Raw genomic sequence first — 21,661 nt, forward strand, 5'->3', positions numbered from 1 at the left:
GCTTAATTTGATTTTTGTCGGCTACAGATAAACTACTACATACCGTAAATATCCCCCCTCAATTTATGAACAATACCGACGACTAATTATTAGCAAGCAACTCCGGTCTATCTGTAGCACGAATTTAGAAATAAAACCTATAAAAATTGTAGTCCGCGATGGGATTAGTTGCGACTAAGAGCAACAGATAAAAATAGATATAGGGGGTCTGGTCTTGCAGATATGAGAGTAGAGATTGGAGAAAGTCCTTGGTGGTGGTAATTGTTTTTGGATCGTTAAAGTCGTGACGCGCACCCAGCAATCAACAAAAATTAGCCAGTGGCACAAACCGCTGACTGGATGCTTTATTCAATTGCAAAAGTTGGGAGTTTTGAACGGTGAATGAGAAGTTAAAAACTTGATAAGCTGTTGTGCATTTAAATTGTATATTTCGACGATCAATCAAAAATCTTCTCCCTCTCTCCCCCTCTCCCTCTCTCCCCCTCTCCCTCTCTCCCCCTCTTCCCCTCAATCACCATACACAATTGGGATGCAAAACAGCTTAGCTCCCTCGCCGGGGAGGGCTTGGAGATTTGGGAAGCAATCTCCAAAATCCCAACTATGTTTGGCGATCGCGCTCCTGCCATTCTTGATATTTTCTGGTTTCTGCTAAGGCTGGATTGATGCCAAACCAACGACCTTCTTGATCGCGGTATTCAAAGACAAACATACTGCGCAACAAAATTTGAGATTCTTCTTCGCCGGTTACACTTTGTCGCTTGACGACTTGAAACAGCAGTTCCCATTCCATGTCATTGATGGCTCCCAAAAGATCATCGCGATATTCTTGAATAACGCTTTCGAGGCATTCGCGAGAGAAGGGGGGGTCTTCGTGCTGCAAACAGCTATACAAAAGCATCAGTAGATTGCGAACATGACCACCGCTAATCCGGCAGAGCCTGTCTAAAGTTTCGGGAGAGTCAAAGACTTTGGAAATTAAATCGATGCGTTGAAGGGGAGTAACTGTGGGGAAAGCTCTAGCTAATACTAGCTGCCGCAGTAGTGCCATTCCTTCGATGTGATCGTCGCCCGATCGCATTTGCACCGGTACCATCGGCATCACCTTGGGTTTGACTCCAAAGCGACTGGCGAGACGGCCAAAGTCGTTGGAAAATATCAAAGTCAGGGGAATTGTGTAGACGACATGACAATTGAGTTTTTTCAACTGTTCGCCGCGGTCTAAAAATAGGTATTCTGGCTGGGTGCGTCCGCTGGGTTTGAGAGATGCGTCGAGACGATCGAGGTTGTCAACGATGACTGCGAGACCTTTTTTGCCTTGTTGCTTGAGTTCGGCGTTAGCTCTGTCGAGGAGTTCTTCGTTGATCGACTGTAAGATGCTGTTGGTGCGGGGTTCGAGATATTGCCGAAGTTGCGATCGTAGTTTGGGAGAGTCTTTAGTTTTAGCAGTAACTCTAGCAATGCCTACAGATAACTCGGCTTCCGCTGACAAATCTATGGGAGTCTGCAAAAATTCTGCCACTTCTGCAAACAGATTGGTAAAATAGCTCGGTCTGAGTTTGATTTTGGCCGCTTCCATAGTTTCGCTAACTTGGCGGGCAATGCTGAGCAAAATATCGCTGATGTCTACATCGCCCATGTCTAAGTCTTGAGAAGACTCGAAGTAGACGACGCAAAAACCCTCTTGCTCTAGCTCAGCTTTGAGTCGAAACAATTCCGTAGATTTGCCACACCCGATATGTCCTGTAAATAGCTGACAAGTTGGCTCGTCGGGGGAGATGCGGGTGATGGTTCGCTGTAAAGATTCAATGATTTTGCCGCCCCGCACGGAACCAAAATCGATGTAGTATTGATAATCTCCAGGGTCTCCCGCAACAAGGGTCTTGCTCGGGTTGCAGGCTTTATAGAATCTGTCTAATTCGAGTGCGATCACAATTGAAGCCGAATAAAAGTTAAAAAAGTTAATCGAAAGTCTAAACTTTCTTGCCTTGAGTTTAGTTTGATTTGTCACCCTTTGCCCTGTGGGGTAATGCCCTAAATACCCAAAGAACCTTTATCTGCTAATCAACTTTCCCGACGCGGAAATTTGAAATTTTTAATTAAGAAATTTTAATTACCTAGCTGGATCAGTAATTTTACTGATCTTGGCAGGAGTCTGGGTAATTTTGCGGGGATCTGGTTAAATGGTAGGGAAGAAAGGGTCTGGGGTGTGCGAGATTAAACAGTTTTGAATTTGTGCTAATCCTTAATTATTAAATTGTCAAGAGGTAGATGGCTAGTTTTGGAGCGGTTTCTCAAACAGAGTTAGGGCGCAGACGTGAAGAGTTGCGGCGGCAGCGTCGTGCTCGATCGGCGGCTGTGCTGTGGCAAACAGTGGCAGCGAGCGCGATCGCTGGGGGTTTGCTGTGGTGGATTGCGCAGCCGGCTTGGTTGATTGTTCGATCGGAACAAGTGAAGGTGGAGGGCAATCAGTGGCTGTCGGACAAGGCGGTGCGCTCTTTGGTGCCGCTGTCTTACCCGCAGTCGCTGTGGGGAATTCAACCGCAGGCGCTGGCCGAAAAGCTGGAGTCAACGGGGCCGATCGCCAAAGCGAAGGTGACTCGCAACTTGTTTCCGCCTTCTTTGACTATAGAAGTGGCAGAACGGCTTCCTGTGGCGGTGGCGCAGCCGACTGCGGTGTTGAAATCTAGCGATAAGGAAAAGGTGGGGTGGCTGGATGCTCGCGGAGGTTGGATGCCGTCGGAGAGCTATACTGCGGTGCGATCGCAGAATAGTTCGATCGGGCAAAGCAGCACTCAGGGAACGCAGCCTCAGCATTCTTTGCCAACTTTAAAAGTCATCGGGCCTTTGGAACAGTATCGCACCTCTTGGCCGAAGTTTTACCAAGGACTCAGCGGCTTGACAGTGAAAGTATTTGAGATAGATTGGCAAGACCCAAATAACTTGATCTTGAAAACAGAGATCGGTACGGTACACTTAGGGCCGTACAGTTCCAAGACGGCTTCGCAACTTCAGGTTTTAGACCGAATGCGACAATTGCCAAAACAGCTAGATTCAAGCCTCATATCCTACATTGACTTAAAAAATCCTGCTGCGCCGATCGTTCATTTACCAGAACCCCCGCCTAGTTTGGAGAGTTCAACTCCCGCACCAACTCCGGCCCCGAATTGAGCCTGTGTATTGGTTAAGGTAGAAGGTATCGTCGATGGGCGAGCAGAATTTTCACCTCTAGGCATCAATACGCAAGACTGGAAATCAAGACTGTTTTTTGATACCGATCCGCATCGGCAAAAAAAACATAATTTTTCGATCTATCCGATGCGTTAGGTGCTATAATTCATTTTTTTCATTTTGCCTTGCGTAGAAATGCCTTCTGCACAAGCACCTAGATGGGGTATGCAAGCTATGGGCGAGCAACATCGGCCAAATTCGAGATTGCTAACATTGAGCCTCGACCAGTGTTAGTTTTTCGCGCAACATAGCCTATAGTGATTGTGAATTGGCGTTTAGTTAACAAGCTGTAATCTAATATCCCCGACTCTAATGAATCTTAATAATAGTCAGGGGTCTGACCAAAACAGTCCCCCTTCGGAAGTGAAAAATTTTCCGGTGGCCCTCGATTCCGCCAATCCGTTTAGACGCAAGTCTGATTATGTAAATGTAGACAGTATTGATATCGATCCTATGGTCAATCCCAAAGACATAATGCCCAGCAGTGCCGCGAGAATCAAAGTAATTGGCGTCGGCGGGGGTGGCGGCAACGCCGTTAACCGGATGATTGCTAGCGAGGTTTCTGGCGTAGAGTTTTGGTGCGTGAATACAGATTCCCAAGCTCTGGTGCTCTCAAATGCTCCGAAACGCTTGCAAGTCGGACAAAAGTTGACGCGCGGTTTGGGTGCGGGGGGCAATCCGGCGATCGGACAAAAGGCTGCCGAAGAGTCTCGCGACGAAGTTGCTAATGCTTTGAATCACGCCGATTTGGTGTTTATCACAGCCGGCATGGGTGGCGGTACAGGCACGGGCGCGGCTCCGATTGTCGCGGAAGTGGCGAAGGAAATGGGCGCTTTGACTGTGGGCATAGTAACGCGGCCTTTCACCTTTGAGGGACGGCGGCGCACTAGCCAAGCTGAAGAAGGAATCGCCGCTTTGCAAAGCCGGGTGGATACGCTGATCGTGATTCCTAACGACAAGCTGCTGTCGGTGATTTCGGAACAAATGCCGGTTCAAGAGGCTTTCCGAGTTGCTGATGATATCCTGCGCCAAGGGGTTCAGGGTATTTCTGACATTATTACGATTCCCGGTTTGGTGAATGTTGACTTTGCTGACGTGCGGGCTGTAATGGCAGATGCGGGTTCGGCTTTGATGGGCATCGGCGTGGGATCTGGCAAGTCGCGGGCTAGGGAAGCTGCAATGCAGGCGATTTCTTCGCCTCTGCTTGAGGCTTCATCGATCGAGGGCGCTAGAGGTGTGGTGTTTAACATCACTGGTGGTACTGACATGACGCTGCATGAAGTAAACGCGGCGGCTGAGACGATTTACGAAGTTGTCGATCCGAATGCCAATATTATTTTTGGAGCGGTGATTGACGAGCGACTTCAGGGCGAAATTAAGATTACTGTGATCGCCACTGGTTTTTCGGGGGAAATGATCTCATCGTCTCAGGCTTCGCGGACACAAAATGTGAATGCTCCTTGGCGGGCTGCAACTGTTCCTGTGACTCCTGCTCAACAAACCCAGGATACGAAAACGAAACCGCCACAGGATTTCGGATTGGATATTCCTGAGTTTCTGCGCAACCGTCGCCCACCCAAATAATTTTAGATTTGAGATTTTGGATTGGGGATTAAGTCTAAAATCTCAAATCTTAAATCTCAAATCTCTAGGGTTTCTCCGGGTTCGGGTTCGAGGAGTTGGGTGGATAGCCCCGATTTTGCGAGTAAATCTCGAAATTCGGGGATGCTGCCGATCGACTTGACGAACATTGGTAAAATACCAGTGGCTCGGATATCTCCTGTGGTTGTAGGTACAAAAAACTTAGGTTTCAGGGTTTGGGCAAGTTTCAGGGCTTCTTGTGGGCCCATGATGATTTGTCCGAGGAAAGGGAAGATTTGACCGATGACGGGGGCGATGGCTACGTCTACGGTGTCTATTTTCTGTTTGACTTTAGCTAATGGTGGCAGATGCGGTTCGTAATAAAGCGTCTCGCCGCTGTTTAAATCTTTGAGTAAATAGCCGTTTTCTTCCTGTCCGGGCTGGATTTCGGCTCCGGGTACGGCGGTGATTTGTAATATTTCTTTAAATTTAGACTCTTGCCAATTTGCTAAAGTTATGATATTGGTGTAGCCTAAACTGCTGAGGACTTTGGCGGCGGTGGGGGAGGCGATCGCGGGAATTGTCCGATCAAGCTTTTCGAGTGTTGGTCTGTGACAGTGGTCGTCTAAGCCTTGGGAAATGAGTAAAAGGTCGATCGGCGGTAAGGTACTGGGAGTAAAGGCGACAGGCGTGTTGTGGTAGGCGGTGAACAGCCAGGGTTGACCGTAAAATACGAGGGGATCGACTAACCAGGGATCGACGAGGATGGTTTGGCCGGCGATGTGGAAAATCCAGGAGTTGAGGTCGATTCGGGTGAGTTTCATAGTTGTTTGCAATAATTCTTTACATTTAGTTTAATCATAGCTTGTGCCAAGATAGCCGCCGAATGGAATTCGGGTCTACACAAACAAAGTCCGCCTTCGCGGACTGGAAGATTCCGAAGAATAACTACGCCAGAGGAATGTTATATTCAGAATAATTGAATCATTAACAATGCAAGCTGGAACATGGAAATTAACCTGAATCCGCTCGAATTTATAACGCTCAAAGTACAAGAAACTGTTGCCGAGATCCAAAATTTAGATAACGAAATATCAGGTAAAGTTCAAGAAAATGCAACCGCAGTAACGGCTTGGCTACAATCAGCACCAAGTTCAATTGTTAGTGCTGGGACGATCGCCGCTCAAGAAGCTTTCAAAGTCTCGCACAACATCCGTTTTGAAAACTTGCCAAAAAATCTGCAATTCAAATTTGCTAGGGCGGGCGTGCGTGACGGAATGCGAAATGTTTTAGAAACCGCAAAAGTATTTGAATCCATCCCCGCCCAAATTCGCGCGCGAGGCCCGGAAGCAGTTCGCGAATTTTGTCAAGATAAAGATTGGAGTCACATTCAAGCCCGCGTCAATGGAGGGGGAAACGAAGCTGCTAACGGGATTTTTGAATATTTTTGGGTGAATCGCGCCCGTGGTGGTAAAGACATGACGGCGCAAGAATTAGCAGCCGCCAAGCAAGTTTTAACGGCTGCTGCTTTTAAGGCGGCGGTTGCTGAAATCGTTGGGGCAGTAGCAAAAGGGGCGATCGCAGCAGCAGTAATTGAATTAGTATTTTCGATCTTAGAAAACTCGCTGTTGTGTGTTGAAGGCAAAATTACTCAGTCCCAATTAATCGAACAAGTGGCTGCTGATACTGCTAAAGCTGGTATTGCTGGCGGTGCAATTACGGGAATTTTGTTAGCGCTTTGCATGATATTTCCTCCCATTGCAGGAGTTTTAGGCGCTGCTGCGGTGCCGTTGGCAGTTGCTGGTATTGGTTTTATGGGAATTCGTGCTTGGGAAATTTTTTGTCATGGCGATCGCCTATTTGGGATAACTGAACAAGCACAAAAATTTCTGGGATTGACTGAGCCGGTAATTGAAATAAAACCGTAACAATAAAATCTGATTTAGGATTTCTATGGGTTGTTAATTTTTGAGATCATTATGCCGGAAATCAAGAAATCAAGAATACCAGTTGCAATGACGATCGCCGGATCTGACAGCGGCGGCGGGGCCGGGATTCAGGCAGATTTGCGGACTTTTGCGTTTCACTGCGTGCATGGTACGAGTGCTCTGACTTGCGTGACGGCTCAAAATACTTTGGGGGTGATGCGGGTCGATGCAATGGCTGCGGAGGCTGTGGCGGCTCAAATTGAGGCGGTGGTTGGGGATATTGGGGTGGATGCTGTGAAGACTGGGATGCTGCTGAACCGGGAAATTATGGCGGTGGTGGCTTCGCAGGTGGAGAGTTTGAAGATGGGGAATTTGGTTGTAGATCCGGTGATGGTTTCTCGATCGGGCGATCGACTGATTGACGACGGGGCGATCGCATTTTTGCGAAATAATTTGATTCCTTTGGCGGCTGTCGTGACTCCGAATCGGTTTGAGGCTCAGATTTTGAGCGGTTTAGAGATTTTTTCTCTAGACGATATGATGGCGGCGGCGCAACAGATTTATCGATCGGGCGCAAAGGCTGTTTTGGTAAAAGGTGGCGGGATGGCGGGAGATTTGCGGGGGATGGATGTTTGGTTTGACGGTACGCGGTTAGAGACTTTGAAGGTTGAGACAGTTGATACTACGAATACTCACGGGACTGGTTGTACTTTGAGTGCTGCGATCGCCGCTAATCTAGCATTAGGTAAAGATTTGTTTACATCGGTGACATTGGCTAAAAATTATGTTACTAATGCTCTGAAATATGCTTTAGAGATTGGGGAAGGACAAGGCCCAGTAGGGCATTTTTTCCCGCTGTTACTCAAGTAAGAAGTTATTTGTTACTTGTTTGAGGCTGCGAATAATATCAAATCCGCGCTTCATCAGAATTATTCATCTCTCTCTTCTCTTCCTCTGTGTTCTCTGCGTACTCTGTGGTTAAATCATTCCGATCCAACCGGAATTGATATAACCAATAACATTAGTCAACCGCAAACAGTTAACAGCGAGTTAATTTCTTAATTTTTCAGGCGAAAGAGCGATCGCCACCAAATCTTCAATTTTCTTAATATTCGGATCGCCAGCTAAATAGCCAATACCTCGATGCAAGTGTAGGCGAAACTGCTTAGCTAGAGTTTCTTTTTCCGTACCCAAATTGTCTTGGTAACACCGCTGTGTGAGGGCAATTATTAGGATATCAGCCATGTCACCACCAAAGACATCCCAGGTTAATTCGACATTGCTGTCGCTGGGAATTGGCACTGGGGATGGTATGCTGGGCTCGGCGAGCGATCGGCAAAATCCCCACCTGCATAGAATATTCCATTGATCGATTTTAGTCGATCGTTTGAGTTTTGATAGTTGGTCTTTGCCTGTTTGGGAGAGGCGGATGCGATCGACTGGTGGTTCCATAGGTTGAGAGTTTTGGATTTATTGTAAACAGTGTTAATATTTGGAAGGCTGAACCTCTAAATTTACGTTTTCTGACCGAGTTGGAAAACGAAAGTTAACAAATTTTTACAGGGCGCGGGCTTGATTAATTTAGCGGTTTTTGGTATTCTAATTCTAATAAGATATATCCTAGTATAATGGGATGGTTGCAAAAATAAAATTTTCGCAACCATCCCATTATGATATAGATCATACCGCAGCTCCCAGGCAAAAGTCAAGGGGGTTGCGGAAAATTTTGGCGCGATTTTTTAGTCCCAGAAATAGCCGGGTTCGACGGTGGTTTGCCGTTTGGCTGAGTCGTATTTCAGCAGGTAGCTGTGGGCGATCGCCTCTAATTCTTGGAGCTTATCATATTCTACTTTGCTAATCTCCGTGTCGGTAGAAAGCAGGATTACTTGGTGGCTGGCTGAGGGAAAATACCGTTCGACTAGGTTGTTTCTGTGGGATGAGTCGAGGCGGCCCAGGGGAGTGTCGATCGCCACTGGTAATTCTCTCCCTGATACTCTGGCTAATCCCCACAAAAAGGCGATCGCCAATAATTGTTTTTCGCCGGCAGAAAGTCTGTGTTTGGGTACTTGTTTCCCTTCGGAATCGTAAATGGAGAGGCTAAATGTTTGAGTGTCGATCGCAACTCTATGCACCAGGTCGGTTTTGTGCAACAGGTAGCGAAAACAGTCGGTAATTTGCATTTCTAGTTTGTTGAGTTTTTTGAGGGTAAGTTTTTCTTTAAATAGTTTGAGGGTTGCTTGGGCTTTGGCGATGGAAGTGATGACGTGTTGGCTGTTTCTGATGGTGATGTATTCGCTACTGTAGCTTTCTAGTTCTTTCTGGGTTTTGGCTAATTCTTTGTCTAATTCGTCGATTCGGCGATCGGTTGCTTCCAAGGCTGCGGCTGCGATTGCGACTGCTTTTTGAGCATTCCTGACCTCGGATTCTAGTTTCTCGTAGGCTTCGGGGGAAGCTGCGCCAGCGAGTTGTCTGTCTGTGAAGTCGATTTCTGTTTCGATGTTGGTGATTTCTGCTATTTGTTCGACTGCTAGAGTTTGCTGGGCTGGTATTTGGTATCCCAGCAGGTTTTCTAGTTGCTGGATGTTGTTGTGATCGGCGTTAATCCAGGGCGGGGTTTCGGTTCCGGCTTGCTGTTCAAGTTCTCGATCTTCTTGGCGGATGAAGTCTTGAATTTTATCTAGCTGTTGGGCATTTAATGAGATTTCGGCGATATAGTTGAGGAGGCGATCGCTTCTTTGTTTGACAACATTTTGGGCAATCTTTGCTTGCTGCTGGCTGGCCTCGGTTTCTGCTTGGGTTTTCGCAGCGCTTAGCAAGGGTGAAATAAGCGCTAGTGGCAGCATATTTGATGCTAGTTCCATCATTGATTGACGGGTTTTGTCTGCCTGATTTCTGTAGTCGTTTAGCTGTCTGTCTAGTTGACTGCGATCGGCCGCAATTTTCCCGCCTTGATAAATAAATTTGTCTGATGCTTGTCGCTGATTTGTTTCAGCTTTATCGAATTCATTTTTAAGGCTACCTCGTTTTTCCATCGCCAATTCTTTCTGATCAGTAATTTCCTGAAAAGTTTGTTCAATTTTTTCTAAAGCTGCCAAGTCTGTTTTGCCAGCAATTTCTTTGCGCTTGCGACCGGCTAATATTTCTAAATCGACGGCGAGGCGTTCTGCTAATTCTAAACCCAACAAAGATTTAATCGCGCCGACGACAAACTCCGGTGGTGTTTCGAGTTCTGCGAGTTCTTTTACTTGTTCACCATCAAACAGGAATAGGTTGGATATTCCGACTGGTAGCAGGGTTTCGATGTATTCGTCCCAGGTGTTAGTAATTGCTTTGTCTGACCACCAATCGCTGACAATATCGCTGTATATGAGAATGCTTAAGGTATCTTTGATTTCTGGTTTCTTCCAGTATCTAACTATTTTAAATTGACTTAATTTGTCGTCTTGGACTTGTTCAAAGGTTAGTTCGACGCGGGTTTCTTCTAATGGGGGAGTATGACGGTTGATGGATTGATTGAGGAAGTCGCTGTAGCTTAAATTGCCTCTGGTGGAACATTGGGCGCGGCCGCCGTAGAGGGCGAGGCGAATGGCGTCTAGGAGGGTGGTTTTGCCGCCGCCGTTCATGCCACCAAATAGGATGACTGGGCAGGGATTTCCGTCTTTTTCGGGGCGGAGATTGATGGTTTGGGTGCCTGCGTAGGGGCCGAAGTTTTTGAGGACGAGTTCGAGGAATTGCATTGTAGATGTTGTCGATGGTTGCTGATTAGTTTGGTAGGTGCGTCAGTGATTAGGCTATCAATTAGGTATAGAATAATGCTGGCTGACGCACGCTACGCAGGGGAAGTTTTGATTTAACAGATTTAATCTTTGGTATTTCCTTCTCCTACCTCTGGAGTAGAATATTTGATATCGGCCCAAGATAGCTGCTTACTTTGACTGCTGCTTTCAAGTTCTTCTTTGAGTTTGGCAATATCAACGGTATCGTTTTTTGCAGAACTGTTGGTTTGGGCGATCGCACTTTTGACTTGCTGAATGTTCTCAGTCGGATTTGCTTTAACAGCTTCCACCGCTGTTTTTAAGTTGCGTTGATAGTGGGCGTTACCAATGGCTTCATCCTGCGATCGCGAACTGGTTTCAAAACACTTGTCCAAATCCGCATAAATGCCTGTACGGCGGGGTTTTGTGTAGTATTGGCGTTCTGTGTCGAGGAGTTTTGCCATCAATTCCAGGTGCATTTCGTCCTCGCTGCAAATTTCTTCGATCGCAGTCCATTCGTCGCTACCTAGGAGTTTCCTTTCGGCGGCGGGACGGGAATCTTCAAACCGTTCGCCCGTGACTTCTTCATAAATCCGGGGTAAACTATCGTCAAATTCGTGCTTTTGTTCCAACCAAATGCGGCGGATTTCGCTAAGTTCTTCCGGGGTAATTAAGGTGATGTCGCGCATTTCTTCTGGTGCGGTTTTGCGGATGTGGGTTTGTGCTTCCAAGACTCGCCTCAGCCAGTGTTCTCGCCAGAATTTGGTGTAGGGGCCTGGGATGGGTTCGACGGAGGTTTTGTCGTCGCCCATGTTGCGTTCAAACAGTTCTACTCTACCGTAGATGCGGCGGAAGTCTCTTTTTGGGCGATCGTCTTCAACATCTAATTCGTTGCGAATATCGAGGAGAGGCTGCATCCATTCTTTTTCCTCATCATTTTGAATCATTGCCTCCATAGATTTATCTTGGCTTACCATTGTGCAAACCCAGCAGCCAAAGCGAGAATTTCCGCAACTAGGAGTAGAAGTATCAACAACTAAAGGACACTCATTGTCTGCTGTTGCACCTCGATACATACTGAGTAAATCTTTATTGTTATTTCCCCAAGGATTATCCCACTGCATCAAGTAAAGCCAAACTTCATCTGTTCGCCAGTCTTCAATGGGAAGGTAAATATAAGAGTTAGGGCGAGTGGGATTAGCATTGAGGCGTTCGCTTACCCGCCATTCCCTATGTTTTGCCATATTTGCGGCGCGTTTTGTACTTTCTGCTTTGCGAGTCCCTAGAACAAGAATTACCTCACCGCTAGTTCTAATTATTTCACGAATAAAAGAACCTGTTGGTTGTATTTTCAATCGTTCCGTACACCACCTAAATCGGTTTCTAGGTGCTGGGTATCCTTTGCCTATTAAGCATACCCAAAAGGTATCTTGAACGGCTGGATAAGTTAAGTGAGTTTCGATGGGCATTCCCTGTTCTAGGGCTGCAATTTTCATTCGTTTTAAAGAATTATGTACTCCAGCAGATACTATAGGGTTTTCTACCAGCGTATCGTTTGTAAGAACATGAATTTTTTTGTGGCGTTTCTCAATTGGAAGTTCTGCAATCGCATACCATATAAGCTGTAAGACTGCGGAACTATCTTTGCCACCACTCCAGCCGATTACAAGTGGGAGTTCGTCTTGACAATAAAGTTCTTGAATTTCTTTTTTTAAGATATCTATGTCTGCAATTAAATCGCCAATATTCCGTTGCGGAAATAGTGATGTTTGTTGTAGATCGTTCATTTTGTAGAGTTCCCTTTTGATTTCAAAGTAAACACATTTTTACGATGCCACTGAATGGCATCGATTCTCGGATAATGTTTGTTCAAGCTTGGCAAAAGAATCATTTCTCCGTCAAAGTCTTTCATAGATCTAGAGTCTCGTGGTGATTCCTCTTCTAAATCACTAGCAACTATAATTTGATAACGGTCGTCAATAGCAAACCATCCTCGATCGAATGCCCAATGATGATTTTTACAGAGTGAGAGTCCATTATCTATTCCATTATCATCATAAAACTGGGAGAAGGGCTTGATGTGTGCGCCATCTACAATAGTTTGACTAAGTGAACGTTTGACTTTCAATCGACAGAAAGCACATCGATAATCATACAAGTGCACGATTTTTTTACGAAACAAAGCCTCTCTAACCAAAGATTTTCTTAAATACACCTTTGGTTGTCTATCTGTATTACCAGATTCAATACTATCTAATTCATTCAAAGGAGAATCTTGGAGAGACTGGTTGATGGTTAAAATATCTTCTATTGGTTTTTGGTTAGATGAAAACCAGGTAGATATCAATACATCTATTAACTCTTTTGCTGCACCAGTATCTTGCAATAAATCAAATAGTTCATCGTCAAGTTTTACACTGTCAACATCTATTATTAAGGTATTGATTGTTTGAGCACGCCGTCCTGCATATTGTTCGCTAAATGTAACGTGCCAAAATTTAGTTTTATTTTTATTCAAATGAAAAAATGGTAGAGCAAAATTCTCCGGCTTCCAAGAATCAGAAGTCAAAGCCGACCAATTTTTTTTGAATGTATTAATTAATTCCTCGGAAATAGTAATGTGGTTGTCCTTAAGCAAACCTTGTGTAATTAAATCAATTACAGACAGTAACAGTATTGGCTGATTTGGGGAACGGTCTTGTGAATTCTTCTTATTGCCCACATTAAGATTTTCAAAACGTTGGCGATAATAAGCTAAATTTTTATTTTCATACTCTTCTCCCCTAGTCATTTCGTTCTCCAGTGATAATTAAATATAATCGACCTCATATCTTACACTATTTGCAACAGAGGGTTAAGCACCGCAAGGCACAATCATAACGCATAAACTAGACAATTTAAGCAGTGTCAGCAGAGTAAAAAGTAATTGTCTAGCCTAAATAGGAGATAATTATATCACTATTCGGGCTTATCCGCGTGCATCTGCGGCTTCCAAACCCAATCGATTTTTCAAATAATCAGTCATCCAACTAACACTAGCCCTCGACTTAGAAATCCCCCCTCTCAACAAAATCCCTCCCTCCCAATCAGGATTAGAAATCGACCAATCAACCTGCAGTAAAAAACTCAAACGTTCCTCCCAACTCTCAGGAAAAACCGACAACAAAGCGGCCCCAACTTCCCCCAAACTCTCCAACACAACACTGTGACAGTGCACGCAATTCCGGCGCATTTCCCCCGCCGCAACTTGCTTTTGCAGAACTAATTGCCAATCGGGCATAAAACTGCTAACCGCATTCCAATAATTAACCGCCTGTTGTATTTGTTCAGCAAGTTCTTCCTCTTTTTCCTGTTTTGTAGTGCGAGAATGAAAGGGTTTTGTTTGTTTGCTGCTGTGGATGTTGGACAGCAAAGCCATAATAGCACGATCGATCGCACTTAGCGTAAACAATTTGGGCGATCGCCCATTCAGACTTCCCTTCTCCATCTCCGTCAAACACCGGAACACCTCAACCTGCTTAACAACCGCTTTTAGCACCAAAGCCGAATCGCCCCGGTGATTGTAAAGTACCCTTAGCGACGACTCCAAAGGAACTTGAAAACCGTTCAAATCAGCAAACTTTTGCTGCGAATTTTCCAACCCAATATCCAGAAACAAAATCAGCGCCACCGTCTCGTATCCCAACTGCGGATTTTCCCTCAAAGCCATCTCAAAAGCAGCCCTGCGATGCTGTCCGTCATTAATCGTAAACTTAGCATCCATCGGCACTCGCAAGCGACCGATTTTGCGTTCCTCCGCCTCATTTCCCACCGCTTCAAAAGTAATATCCGCATCAATCGAAGCGGCGATTGCCCCACAAGTGTAATTTCCCGAATTCTTGACAAAATAATCAGCAATTTCGGGAATTCTAGCATGATTAAGCGCGCGTTTCGCCCGCAGAGACGGCGGCAATTCTTCAGAATCTAAGGGAAACAATTTCGGCAAAAAACGCACCGGACACATGGATACGTAATATTCGCGGCCCGCTTGAATTCCCCGGATCACGGGCAAAATGTATTCAAAGGAAGGAGTAGACATATTTTAGAATTGGGAATTGGGAATTGGGCATCGGGCATCGGGCATCGGGCATCGGGCATCGAGAATGGGAATTAAGATTTATTGACTTTTTGTTTGGCTTGTGGTATGTGTCCGGGCTATAGAAAGATAAGTCAAGTATTTCACAAATATTTTTAAAAAACAAGGCTTGACATCAATTTTAACTTATGATATTTTTGAAAAAATAGCCTAATTATATAAAAATCGCCAATGAATACTAACCCAGCGGCTGACCTCGCTAGCCAATTTTTGGAAAAAGAAAATCGCGAAAGACAGGAAATCGCACTCTTATTAGACAATTATTTAGGAAAGGACGATCGCATTTTCGTACAAAAAACCCAGATGGGAAACACCGAAGCCTACATCGGTTCTGTCACCCTAGAATGGTTAGATTCCCGCGTCCGTTTCGCCTCACAAATGCCGCTTTTCCGCCAAAAATTCGACCTCCAAACGAACAACATCGTCCGCGACGACGAAACCATTGACGAAATTATCCAGCGTCCCTTAGATTGGTCGCGCCAAGCCGCCCTCACTCAATATTTAGCCGCCCGAAAATCGCACAAATTCCCCGCAGTTTTAGTAGTCGTCAGTCCCCCCTGGGTAGACAATCCTCACGCGGAAGAATGGGATGAAAACGGCGTAGCAACTAAATCCGCCGCTGAATTTATATCCTTTGATAAAAACGGGAATTTAGGGCTGTTGGATGTTTCTCAAAAAGTCTCAATTTTTGCCTTAGACGGCCAGCATCGGCTGATGGGAGTTCAAGGTTTAATGAGTTTAATTAAAACCGGAATCCTGCAAAGATACAACAAAAATAAAAAACCTGTCGGCGCTGCAATTACTCTCGAAGATTTAGCGGAAGAGTATCAAATTGACCCCGAAACAGTGTATAAATTAGCTCACGAAAAAATCGGGATTGAGTTTATTCCGGCGGCTGTGGCGGGGGAAACTCGGCAGCAAGCACAACGGCGCGTGCGATCGATCTTTGTGCACGTTAACCTCATGGCGGTAACGCTGAGTCAGGGACAACTAGCATTATTGAACGAAGATAACGGATTTGCGATTTGCGCCCGCAAAATTGCCGTCACCCATCCCTTATTAAAAGAACAAGAAGATAGAAATCCCCGCGTCAATTGGGACAGCGCCACAGTCGCAGCAAAATCAACAGTGTTAACCACATTGCAAGCGCTGCAAGATATGTCGGAACGGTATTTAGAATACAAATTCCCCCATTGGAAGCCAGAAAAAAAAGGTTTAATTCCCATGCGTCCAGAAGATGAGGAACTGAAAGAGGGAATAGAAGAGTTTAATAAATTGTTCGATAATTTAGCAACTTTGCCCAGCTATCAAAGAATTGAAAGCGGCGAAGAAACAGCCGAATTGCGCCGATTTAGTTTTGAAAAGCCGGGGGGCGAGGGAAATATTTTGTTTCGTCCAGTCGGTCAAATTGCTTTAGCTAATGCTTTGGGAATTCTAGTATTTAGAAAGAAATTTTCGCTGAAATCTATTTTCGACAAACTCCGCAGGTACGATGTGGATGAAGGATTTAGCCACATGGACAATCCTGAGTCTGCGTGGTACGGGATTTTGTACGATCCGAACAAAAAGCGAATGCTAGTTTCTGGAAGGGATTTAGCCGCGAAGTTAATTGTATATTTGGTCGCGGGAATTAACGATGATATGGATCGGGCTCATTTGCGGCAAGCGGTGGCCCAAGCGAGGACTTTTGAGGATAAAGCTGTTAGTTTTAATAGCAGGTTTGTGCATCCGAAAGAGGTGGGATTACCGCCAGTTCTTACCTAGATAATGTCAAGATAGTATGCAACTGCTTGCAATTCAAGGCTATTGTTAGATAGCTAACTGCTACCATTTCTTGCAGCTTCTAACTTTTGCCGAATTGCGGCTTGAACTTTCTGATCAAAATCAGGATCGCCGGGACTTGCAATAATCCTCAGCGGATGCTGATTGATTCTGTCTAAGTACGCTTGAAATGCGGCTCTATCTCCTCGATGTCTAAGAAAATACATTTTCAATTCAGCATTCAACATTGCGTTAGAGTTAACTTGGCTCATCCGCAAACTCTCCTTTATTTTAACAAAATAAGTTCTGCTCCCACGGGCAAATGATCGGACTCGGTGGCCTCCAAAACCGAACTCGATTTAGCACCCCAATGCTTTGAATACCAAATATAATCAATCCGACAAACGGGATAATTTAATCTCAAATTCGAGCTTTTCAACAAGAACTTAAGTTCCCAACCGTGAGGCCAAGTAAAACCAAACCCAAACCCCGATTTTCGGAAAGAATCTTGCATAACTTTCTGCACATTATAGTAGTCTTGAGTTTCGTCTGTCATGTTAAAGTCGCCCGCGACAATTACGGGTAGAGTTTCTTGCTCAACTCGCTGGACTAAATCTTGAATTTCCGGCCCTCGTTGTCCATATTTGTAAACTGGAATTTTGAGAAAAGGCAAGATGTTATATCTCTTAAACCACGGCCCGGTAGCTTGCATATTATAAATCACTACTTCTTGTTCGTTAAATTTAATAATTGCTCGCTGCTGCGTTTCTGCATGACCGGCTAAGTGCAGTATTTCGCTGGAGACAATGGGATATTTACTGAGAATTCCTACCGGAGGAATCCCAATTTGATATGGGTAGTCTATTTTTAACCATGCGAAAGCTCTTTCGGTATGTTTTTTAACGATTTCTTGTAAAAAGATAATATCGGGTTTTTCGCGTTCAATTAGTTTAAATAAAGTTGGTGATTGTGTTGTATACCAGCCGACGTTATGGGATAATATTTTGAGGTGGGGTTGGGAATTTGTGATGTTGATTGGTGAGGGGTAAAAGTATTTTATGTGCAGCCAACTTATGAGGAGAATGCAGGATATCGCAGAAATAATCGAGAACCATCTTTTTTTGATAATTGAGAATCCGACGATGGGAAGTAGGAAAATTGGAAATAAAATTAATGGCAGAAAAGTGCTAATTAAAGCAATAATTGATATTCGCTCCCAAAAGATGAATCTGAGCAGGAAATAGCAGATAATAAATAGTGAGTAGCTGTAAGTGAGAATTGTTACAGATTTCAGGAAAACTCTTTTGATGATATCTGTTAGTTTGTGCTGCATTGGAAATTTATTAAAATAAGAACTTGCTTAAGTCGAATTCTTCGTTTGACTCATGTTTATTGTCCCTTTCGGAGATTAAAAACAACAAAAGGCGATCGGTATAATCAGCGGCACCCCGAAACTCTTCTCGCAAAATTTCCAGGCCGCCATTAGCATATTCTTCAAAAATTTGCAAGCGTTCTGCTTCCGATTTTTGATCAAGATGGGAGAGAATTTGAGGATTTTTGGTTTCGGCGATCGCAATTAACTTAATCGCCATATCATAACCCCTTGATACAAAAATATCAACATCAATCGCACCGGGTTCTCGCTTGGAAATTTCCCCCAAGGGCGATCGCTTTTTCCGCTTATTTCCCAAGGATGCAGCAAACACAATCACATCGGCGTAAGTCTGAAAAGGGCCGGAGTTGTTATCCGATAAAGTTAAGGATTTAACTAAATCAGCTTTGTCTTTAGCAATTCTAATTTTGTTAGCAGCCATTGGGATTAATATGTAATTTTTAATTTTATAGAACAACCGCAGATGTGAAGCAGATTAACACAGATTAACGCCGATAATTTTCAGAATGTCCGTAATAACATAATTTTTTGGGCAAAACTTCCTCTGACTTCCCGGCGCTTGGTTTTTTCGGCTAAAAGTCGATCGCCCGAAACGCCAAAACTCAGCATCAGCGCATCCATCACCTCAGACAAATCAGCCAATTCCGCCACCAAATCATCCTCATCAGCCGCCGCAGCTTCTGTCGCTTCCTCAATCAATTTCTGGCGCAAAGCTTGACGGTATTCGCGATCGGACAAAATGACAAACTCGCATTCATTGCCACTTTTGCGAATAATTTCAGGAATGCGATCGCGCACCAACTTATGATACTCTTTTTCCATGTCAAACTCCCTTCAACCTTGACTAAAAGTTTGAATCAACCAGCGAGTAATTTCGCCATCATCTTGAGTTTGACTCCGATTCAAAGCTTCCTCAACTAACGCAATTTCCAGCCCAGGTAAAACCCGCGACTCTTGAATTCTACCGCTACCACCGCCATTAATCGCAAAGGCAAAAACCTCCTGCCTATTCGCACGATCCACCCAATATTCGCTAATTCCTGCGTCTTCATAAAGCAACCGCTTGCTGCCTAAATCATCATCAAAAGAAGATGCACCAATTTCAATTACCAAATTCGGCGGATCATATTCATTTAAATCAACAGGTGAATTGCTGTCATTAGGAGGAACTCTCAAATCTGAACCAATGTAGTAAGCTAGATCGGGTTGAAACTCGTGAATACCTGTTTTCCGAAAACTGGCATTAATCAACTGCACTACTCGGATATTTTTCAATGTAGCAAACAGACTGACTACAGATGAAAGGATTGAATGTTGATGCCCGTGCAATGGCCCTACTGGTGACATTTCTACCCTTATTTGTTCTTGATAATAATAAAATTTTCCCTTTTCCCAAGTTACATCCTCAGCAAAGTTTAGAAACTCTTTCCATGTCGCCTTCACCCAAATATCCGTTTCCAAAACCTGCGTAATTACCGAACTAGAAGACATCATCCACCTCTACTATTTCTGTATATTCAAATTCATTCGGACTGCGCTTAACTAAAGGATAGCGCATCCCAGCCAGTTCGATCGCATCTTCTTCACAATCAGCCTTCGGAGAATTGTACACCAGCACGTATTCCTTACCGATGCAGCTTTCCATTTCTTGAGCAACTTCTCCGCGCCACTGAGTTTTCGTCACCAAAACTACCAATTGATTCGCCAATTTGGGCAGCTTATTCGCGATTTGCTTGCGATAAATCTCGTCCAAACTGCCAAAGGGAGAATCCATCACGATCGGAAAGGTACTGCTATCCGGGCCCATCAAAGTATTTTTTTGACTCCACTCGCGCACGCCCTCAATAATTCCGCCAATAAACGACAAACTAAGGATTTGATTTTCTCCCGTCGAAGCAGCGACTAAAGATTCTTTTCCCGACGTATTTTCTACTAGCGTGAGTTCGTATTTATCGCTCAATTTGGGGATGTAAGGAGTAAAAGAAATTTGGCTAAAAATATCTTGTACACGTTTTTCTAATTGAGAACAAAACTGTTTTTCTAAGCGCGATCGCACTTCCGTTAGGCGATCGATCGCATCCTGAGTCGCCGCAATCCGGCGCTGGGCCAAAACTTGCCTTTGCTCATTCAGTTGCTGCTTGTCGATTTGCTTATCCAAAGCCGCAACCTGGGCATTCAAACTCTCAATCTGCTGCTGGTTAGAGCCTGTTTCACGGTGCAACTCGCCAATTTTTGCCTCAATCTCATCCAAGCGCTTTTGCAAGCGGCTGACATCGCCGTCAGGGAAGTTTTTCAGCTTGCTGTGAATATCGTCTAACTGGGATTCCACGCGGGAAAGTTCGGCTCTAGCGCGGCTGACATTGCCTTGTTGGCGATCGATTTCGTCCCAAAAATCAGCAATTTGGCGATCGATTTCATTGATGCGATCACTGATCCGAATAGTAGTTTCTTCCACATCGCCAGCACCCGCTTTATTGATCCAACCGCTAACATTTTCGCAAGCTTCAGAACCCTCCACCAATTGGGCACCGCAAATACACCGCTGCTGCGCTAATAACTCTTCCAAAAACGGCCGTCCAATCCCCGAAAGCAACTCGCCTTTTTCCCGCAAATTCCCAAAAATCAAGTTAAATTCAGCCGCAGCATCCGAAAGAAATACCGTGTAAGCGCGCCCAGAAATTGCTCGTTTCATCGCATCAGAAGCCAAAGCAATTTGTTCCTTAAATAAAGTCCGCTGCTTTTCCAATTCGTCTCGTAATTTTTGCCACTCAGCAGCACCGCTTAGTTCCAAGAAATCACCGTTAACTACTTTTTTTAATTCACCTTGATTCGTCAATTCTTGCTCAATCTCTACTTGTCTTTGTGAAAGTAAATCTACCTCTTTTTGACAAGTTTGCTTGTTTTTTAAAAGTTTTTTGATTTCAGAACTACCAATCACGCTCAAATCTGTTTCTAGAGACTTTCTGGCATCTATCAAATGTTTAATCGATCGACTCAATACCTCTACTCCTAGCAATTCCTTAGTAGCTTCAGCAATTTCTGCTTTCTTGTCGTGGCGAACAATTTGCTCGATTCGTTCCCCATCAAAAAAGAAATATTGATGCAAACTTGCAGGCAATATCCGTCCGATAATATCATCGGGATGCTGCGCTGTCGCAATCCAGCGACCGTCATCTTTTGCTACTTGTAGGAACAATTCGTCTTTGATGTATTCTACAGTATTTGCATTTTTGTAAGCACGGCAAACACGCCTTGCTTGATAGCGCTTGCTGTCGTGTTCAAACACAAGTTCCGCCCAACAACCCACGGCTTTTCCCATTTCCGCCTCAGCAAGGGCGCGCTTGTTTACCAATTGTTCTTCCGCAGCAAAAGCAGGGCTAAATTTTCCGTAAAGTACCCACGTAAAGGCATTAATTAATGCTGTTTTTCCAGAACCGTTATTACCATGAATGACTGTGATATTATGCTCGCCACAGGCTAGCTTGATTTCGGGACTTTTGCCGTAAAATTGCCGAAAATTGCACAGAGTAATTGAAATTAACTTCATACAATTGCTTCCTTAATGATTTTCAAAATGTCATCGCTAATATAGCGGGGAGATTTCATGTAGAGTTTATCTTTTTCAATTTCTAATACCTGCTCGATAATTTGTCGGACTTCCGGCGGCGCGCTAGTAATTGGTTGCTGTACGTCGCTCAAATCTTTGTCCGTGTGATAACTAGAACGCTTTTCTGCTAAAGTGCCGATCGCTACAGGTGCGATCGCGCTATCTGCATATCTAAAAGCCATAACCAGATTTTCATTCAGATTTTTAGTCATAATTAGAAGGAAGAAGGGAGAAGGAAGAAGGAAGAAGGAAGAATGCTTATATAGTTAGCTT

At 44.5% G+C, this 21,661-nt stretch carries 19 protein-coding genes; 5 read left to right on the forward strand and 14 right to left on the reverse strand.

The features are described from left to right. Positions 1-598: 598 nt before the first annotated feature. Positions 599-1,930: an ATP-binding protein gene (locus QUB52_RS06915; RefSeq protein ID WP_332969304.1), complete on the reverse strand. Its 1,332-nt coding sequence runs from the start codon at positions 1,928-1,930 to the stop codon at positions 599-601. A gap of 338 nt (positions 1,931-2,268) precedes the next feature. Here QUB52_RS06915 and QUB52_RS06920 point away from each other — a divergent pair, with 338 nt between their 5' ends. Next, the gene (locus QUB52_RS06920; protein ID WP_332972625.1) at positions 2,269-3,168 is read left to right on the forward strand and encodes a cell division protein FtsQ/DivIB; all 900 of its coding nucleotides are present in this window, start codon (positions 2,269-2,271) and stop codon (positions 3,166-3,168) included. 372 nt (positions 3,169-3,540) lie between these two features. Next, positions 3,541-4,812 carry a cell division protein FtsZ gene (ftsZ, locus tag QUB52_RS06925; RefSeq protein ID WP_265239091.1) on the forward strand — a complete coding sequence of 424 codons (1,272 nt, stop codon included), beginning with the start codon at positions 3,541-3,543 and terminating at the stop codon, positions 4,810-4,812. A 56-nt stretch (positions 4,813-4,868) separates the two neighbouring features. Here ftsZ and QUB52_RS06930 read toward each other — a convergent pair whose 3' ends face one another. Continuing rightward, a complete protein-coding gene (locus QUB52_RS06930; RefSeq protein ID WP_265239092.1) occupies positions 4,869-5,633 on the reverse strand; it encodes an MBL fold metallo-hydrolase in 765 nt (254 codons plus the stop codon). A gap of 183 nt (positions 5,634-5,816) precedes the next feature. Between QUB52_RS06930 and QUB52_RS06935 the strand changes: the two genes are divergently transcribed. Further along, complete coding sequence (locus QUB52_RS06935) at positions 5,817-6,737, forward strand: hypothetical protein (protein WP_332969286.1); 921 nt, start codon at positions 5,817-5,819, stop codon at positions 6,735-6,737. 51 nt (positions 6,738-6,788) lie between these two features. Continuing rightward, positions 6,789-7,607, forward strand: coding sequence for a bifunctional hydroxymethylpyrimidine kinase/phosphomethylpyrimidine kinase (gene thiD, locus QUB52_RS06940; protein ID WP_332972626.1), 819 nt, complete (start codon positions 6,789-6,791; stop codon positions 7,605-7,607). A gap of 180 nt (positions 7,608-7,787) precedes the next feature. Here the strand turns inward: thiD and dndE are convergent, their stop codons facing one another. The 5 genes from dndE to dndB form a co-directional block, all read right to left on the reverse strand. Beyond that, positions 7,788-8,189: a DNA sulfur modification protein DndE gene (dndE, locus tag QUB52_RS06945; RefSeq protein ID WP_265234350.1), complete on the reverse strand. Its 402-nt coding sequence runs from the start codon at positions 8,187-8,189 to the stop codon at positions 7,788-7,790. 287 nt (positions 8,190-8,476) lie between these two features. Beyond that, positions 8,477-10,474 carry a DNA sulfur modification protein DndD gene (dndD, locus tag QUB52_RS06950; protein ID WP_265234349.1) on the reverse strand — a complete coding sequence of 666 codons (1,998 nt, stop codon included), beginning with the start codon at positions 10,472-10,474 and terminating at the stop codon, positions 8,477-8,479. Positions 10,475-10,596: 122 nt separating this feature from the next. Continuing rightward, positions 10,597-12,279 (reverse strand): DNA phosphorothioation system sulfurtransferase DndC, encoded by a 1,683-nt coding sequence (gene dndC / locus QUB52_RS06955; protein WP_332972628.1) that lies wholly within the window; start codon positions 12,277-12,279, stop codon positions 10,597-10,599. Beyond that, complete coding sequence (locus QUB52_RS06960) at positions 12,276-13,283, reverse strand: HNH endonuclease (RefSeq protein ID WP_332972629.1); 1,008 nt, start codon at positions 13,281-13,283, stop codon at positions 12,276-12,278. Before QUB52_RS06960 ends, dndC begins: the two co-directional genes overlap by 4 nt. 177 nt (positions 13,284-13,460) lie before the next feature. Beyond that, positions 13,461-14,570, reverse strand: a complete 1,110-nt coding sequence (dndB, locus tag QUB52_RS06965; protein WP_332972630.1) for a DNA sulfur modification protein DndB — start codon at positions 14,568-14,570, stop codon at positions 13,461-13,463. A 228-nt stretch (positions 14,571-14,798) separates the two neighbouring features. On the opposite strand from dndB, the gene QUB52_RS06970 reads away from it, so the two are divergent. Continuing rightward, on the forward strand, positions 14,799-16,391 hold the full coding sequence (locus tag QUB52_RS06970) for a DGQHR domain-containing protein (protein WP_332972631.1): 1,593 nt from the start codon (positions 14,799-14,801) through the stop codon (positions 16,389-16,391). 53 nt (positions 16,392-16,444) lie between these two features. Here the strand turns inward: QUB52_RS06970 and QUB52_RS06975 are convergent, their stop codons facing one another. The 7 genes from QUB52_RS06975 to QUB52_RS07005 all read right to left on the reverse strand — a co-directional run bounded on the left by QUB52_RS06975 (position 16,445) and on the right by QUB52_RS07005 (position 21,570). Further along, positions 16,445-16,660 (reverse strand): DUF6887 family protein, encoded by a 216-nt coding sequence (locus QUB52_RS06975; protein WP_332972632.1) that lies wholly within the window; start codon positions 16,658-16,660, stop codon positions 16,445-16,447. Between the two features lie 14 nt (positions 16,661-16,674). After that, positions 16,675-17,721: an endonuclease/exonuclease/phosphatase family protein gene (locus QUB52_RS06980; RefSeq protein ID WP_332972633.1), complete on the reverse strand. Its 1,047-nt coding sequence runs from the start codon at positions 17,719-17,721 to the stop codon at positions 16,675-16,677. 10 nt (positions 17,722-17,731) lie between these two features. After that, on the reverse strand, positions 17,732-18,202 hold the full coding sequence (locus QUB52_RS06985) for a DNA phosphorothioation-associated protein 4 (RefSeq protein ID WP_265234342.1): 471 nt from the start codon (positions 18,200-18,202) through the stop codon (positions 17,732-17,734). Positions 18,203-18,282: 80 nt separating this feature from the next. Next, positions 18,283-18,603 (reverse strand): nucleoside triphosphate pyrophosphohydrolase, encoded by a 321-nt coding sequence (locus tag QUB52_RS06990; RefSeq protein WP_265234341.1) that lies wholly within the window; start codon positions 18,601-18,603, stop codon positions 18,283-18,285. 12 nt (positions 18,604-18,615) lie between these two features. Next, positions 18,616-19,275 (reverse strand): Uma2 family endonuclease, encoded by a 660-nt coding sequence (locus QUB52_RS06995; protein WP_332972634.1) that lies wholly within the window; start codon positions 19,273-19,275, stop codon positions 18,616-18,618. Then, positions 19,262-21,328 (reverse strand): AAA family ATPase, encoded by a 2,067-nt coding sequence (locus QUB52_RS07000; protein ID WP_265234339.1) that lies wholly within the window; start codon positions 21,326-21,328, stop codon positions 19,262-19,264. Before QUB52_RS07000 ends, QUB52_RS06995 begins: the two co-directional genes overlap by 14 nt. Further along, positions 21,325-21,570: a hypothetical protein gene (locus QUB52_RS07005; protein WP_265234338.1), complete on the reverse strand. Its 246-nt coding sequence runs from the start codon at positions 21,568-21,570 to the stop codon at positions 21,325-21,327. Before QUB52_RS07005 ends, QUB52_RS07000 begins: the two co-directional genes overlap by 4 nt. Positions 21,571-21,661 lie beyond the last annotated feature (91 nt).

The sequence above is a fragment of the Microcoleus sp. A6-C6 genome, assembly GCF_036705955.1.
Lineage (GTDB): Bacteria > Cyanobacteriota > Cyanobacteriia > Cyanobacteriales > Microcoleaceae > Microcoleus.

Coding starts and splice junctions, on each gene's coding strand:
- QUB52_RS06920 (WP_332972625.1), top strand. CDS start 2,269: ATGGCTAGTTTTGGAGCGGTTTCTCAAACAGAGTTAGGGCGCAGACGT.
- ftsZ (WP_265239091.1), top strand. CDS start 3,541: ATGAATCTTAATAATAGTCAGGGGTCTGACCAAAACAGTCCCCCTTCG.
- QUB52_RS06930 (WP_265239092.1), bottom strand. CDS start 5,633: ATGAAACTCACCCGAATCGACCTCAACTCCTGGATTTTCCACATCGCC.
- QUB52_RS06935 (WP_332969286.1), top strand. CDS start 5,817: ATGGAAATTAACCTGAATCCGCTCGAATTTATAACGCTCAAAGTACAA.
- thiD (WP_332972626.1), top strand. CDS start 6,789: ATGCCGGAAATCAAGAAATCAAGAATACCAGTTGCAATGACGATCGCC.
- dndE (WP_265234350.1), bottom strand. CDS start 8,189: ATGGAACCACCAGTCGATCGCATCCGCCTCTCCCAAACAGGCAAAGAC.
- dndD (WP_265234349.1), bottom strand. CDS start 10,474: ATGCAATTCCTCGAACTCGTCCTCAAAAACTTCGGCCCCTACGCAGGC.
- dndC (WP_332972628.1), bottom strand. CDS start 12,279: ATGAACGATCTACAACAAACATCACTATTTCCGCAACGGAATATTGGC.
- QUB52_RS06960 (WP_332972629.1), bottom strand. CDS start 13,283: ATGACTAGGGGAGAAGAGTATGAAAATAAAAATTTAGCTTATTATCGC.
- dndB (WP_332972630.1), bottom strand. CDS start 14,570: ATGTCTACTCCTTCCTTTGAATACATTTTGCCCGTGATCCGGGGAATT.
- QUB52_RS06970 (WP_332972631.1), top strand. CDS start 14,799: ATGAATACTAACCCAGCGGCTGACCTCGCTAGCCAATTTTTGGAAAAA.
- QUB52_RS06975 (WP_332972632.1), bottom strand. CDS start 16,660: ATGAGCCAAGTTAACTCTAACGCAATGTTGAATGCTGAATTGAAAATG.
- QUB52_RS06980 (WP_332972633.1), bottom strand. CDS start 17,721: ATGCAGCACAAACTAACAGATATCATCAAAAGAGTTTTCCTGAAATCT.
- QUB52_RS06985 (WP_265234342.1), bottom strand. CDS start 18,202: ATGGCTGCTAACAAAATTAGAATTGCTAAAGACAAAGCTGATTTAGTT.
- QUB52_RS06990 (WP_265234341.1), bottom strand. CDS start 18,603: ATGGAAAAAGAGTATCATAAGTTGGTGCGCGATCGCATTCCTGAAATT.
- QUB52_RS06995 (WP_332972634.1), bottom strand. CDS start 19,275: ATGATGTCTTCTAGTTCGGTAATTACGCAGGTTTTGGAAACGGATATT.
- QUB52_RS07000 (WP_265234339.1), bottom strand. CDS start 21,328: ATGAAGTTAATTTCAATTACTCTGTGCAATTTTCGGCAATTTTACGGC.
- QUB52_RS07005 (WP_265234338.1), bottom strand. CDS start 21,570: ATGGCTTTTAGATATGCAGATAGCGCGATCGCACCTGTAGCGATCGGC.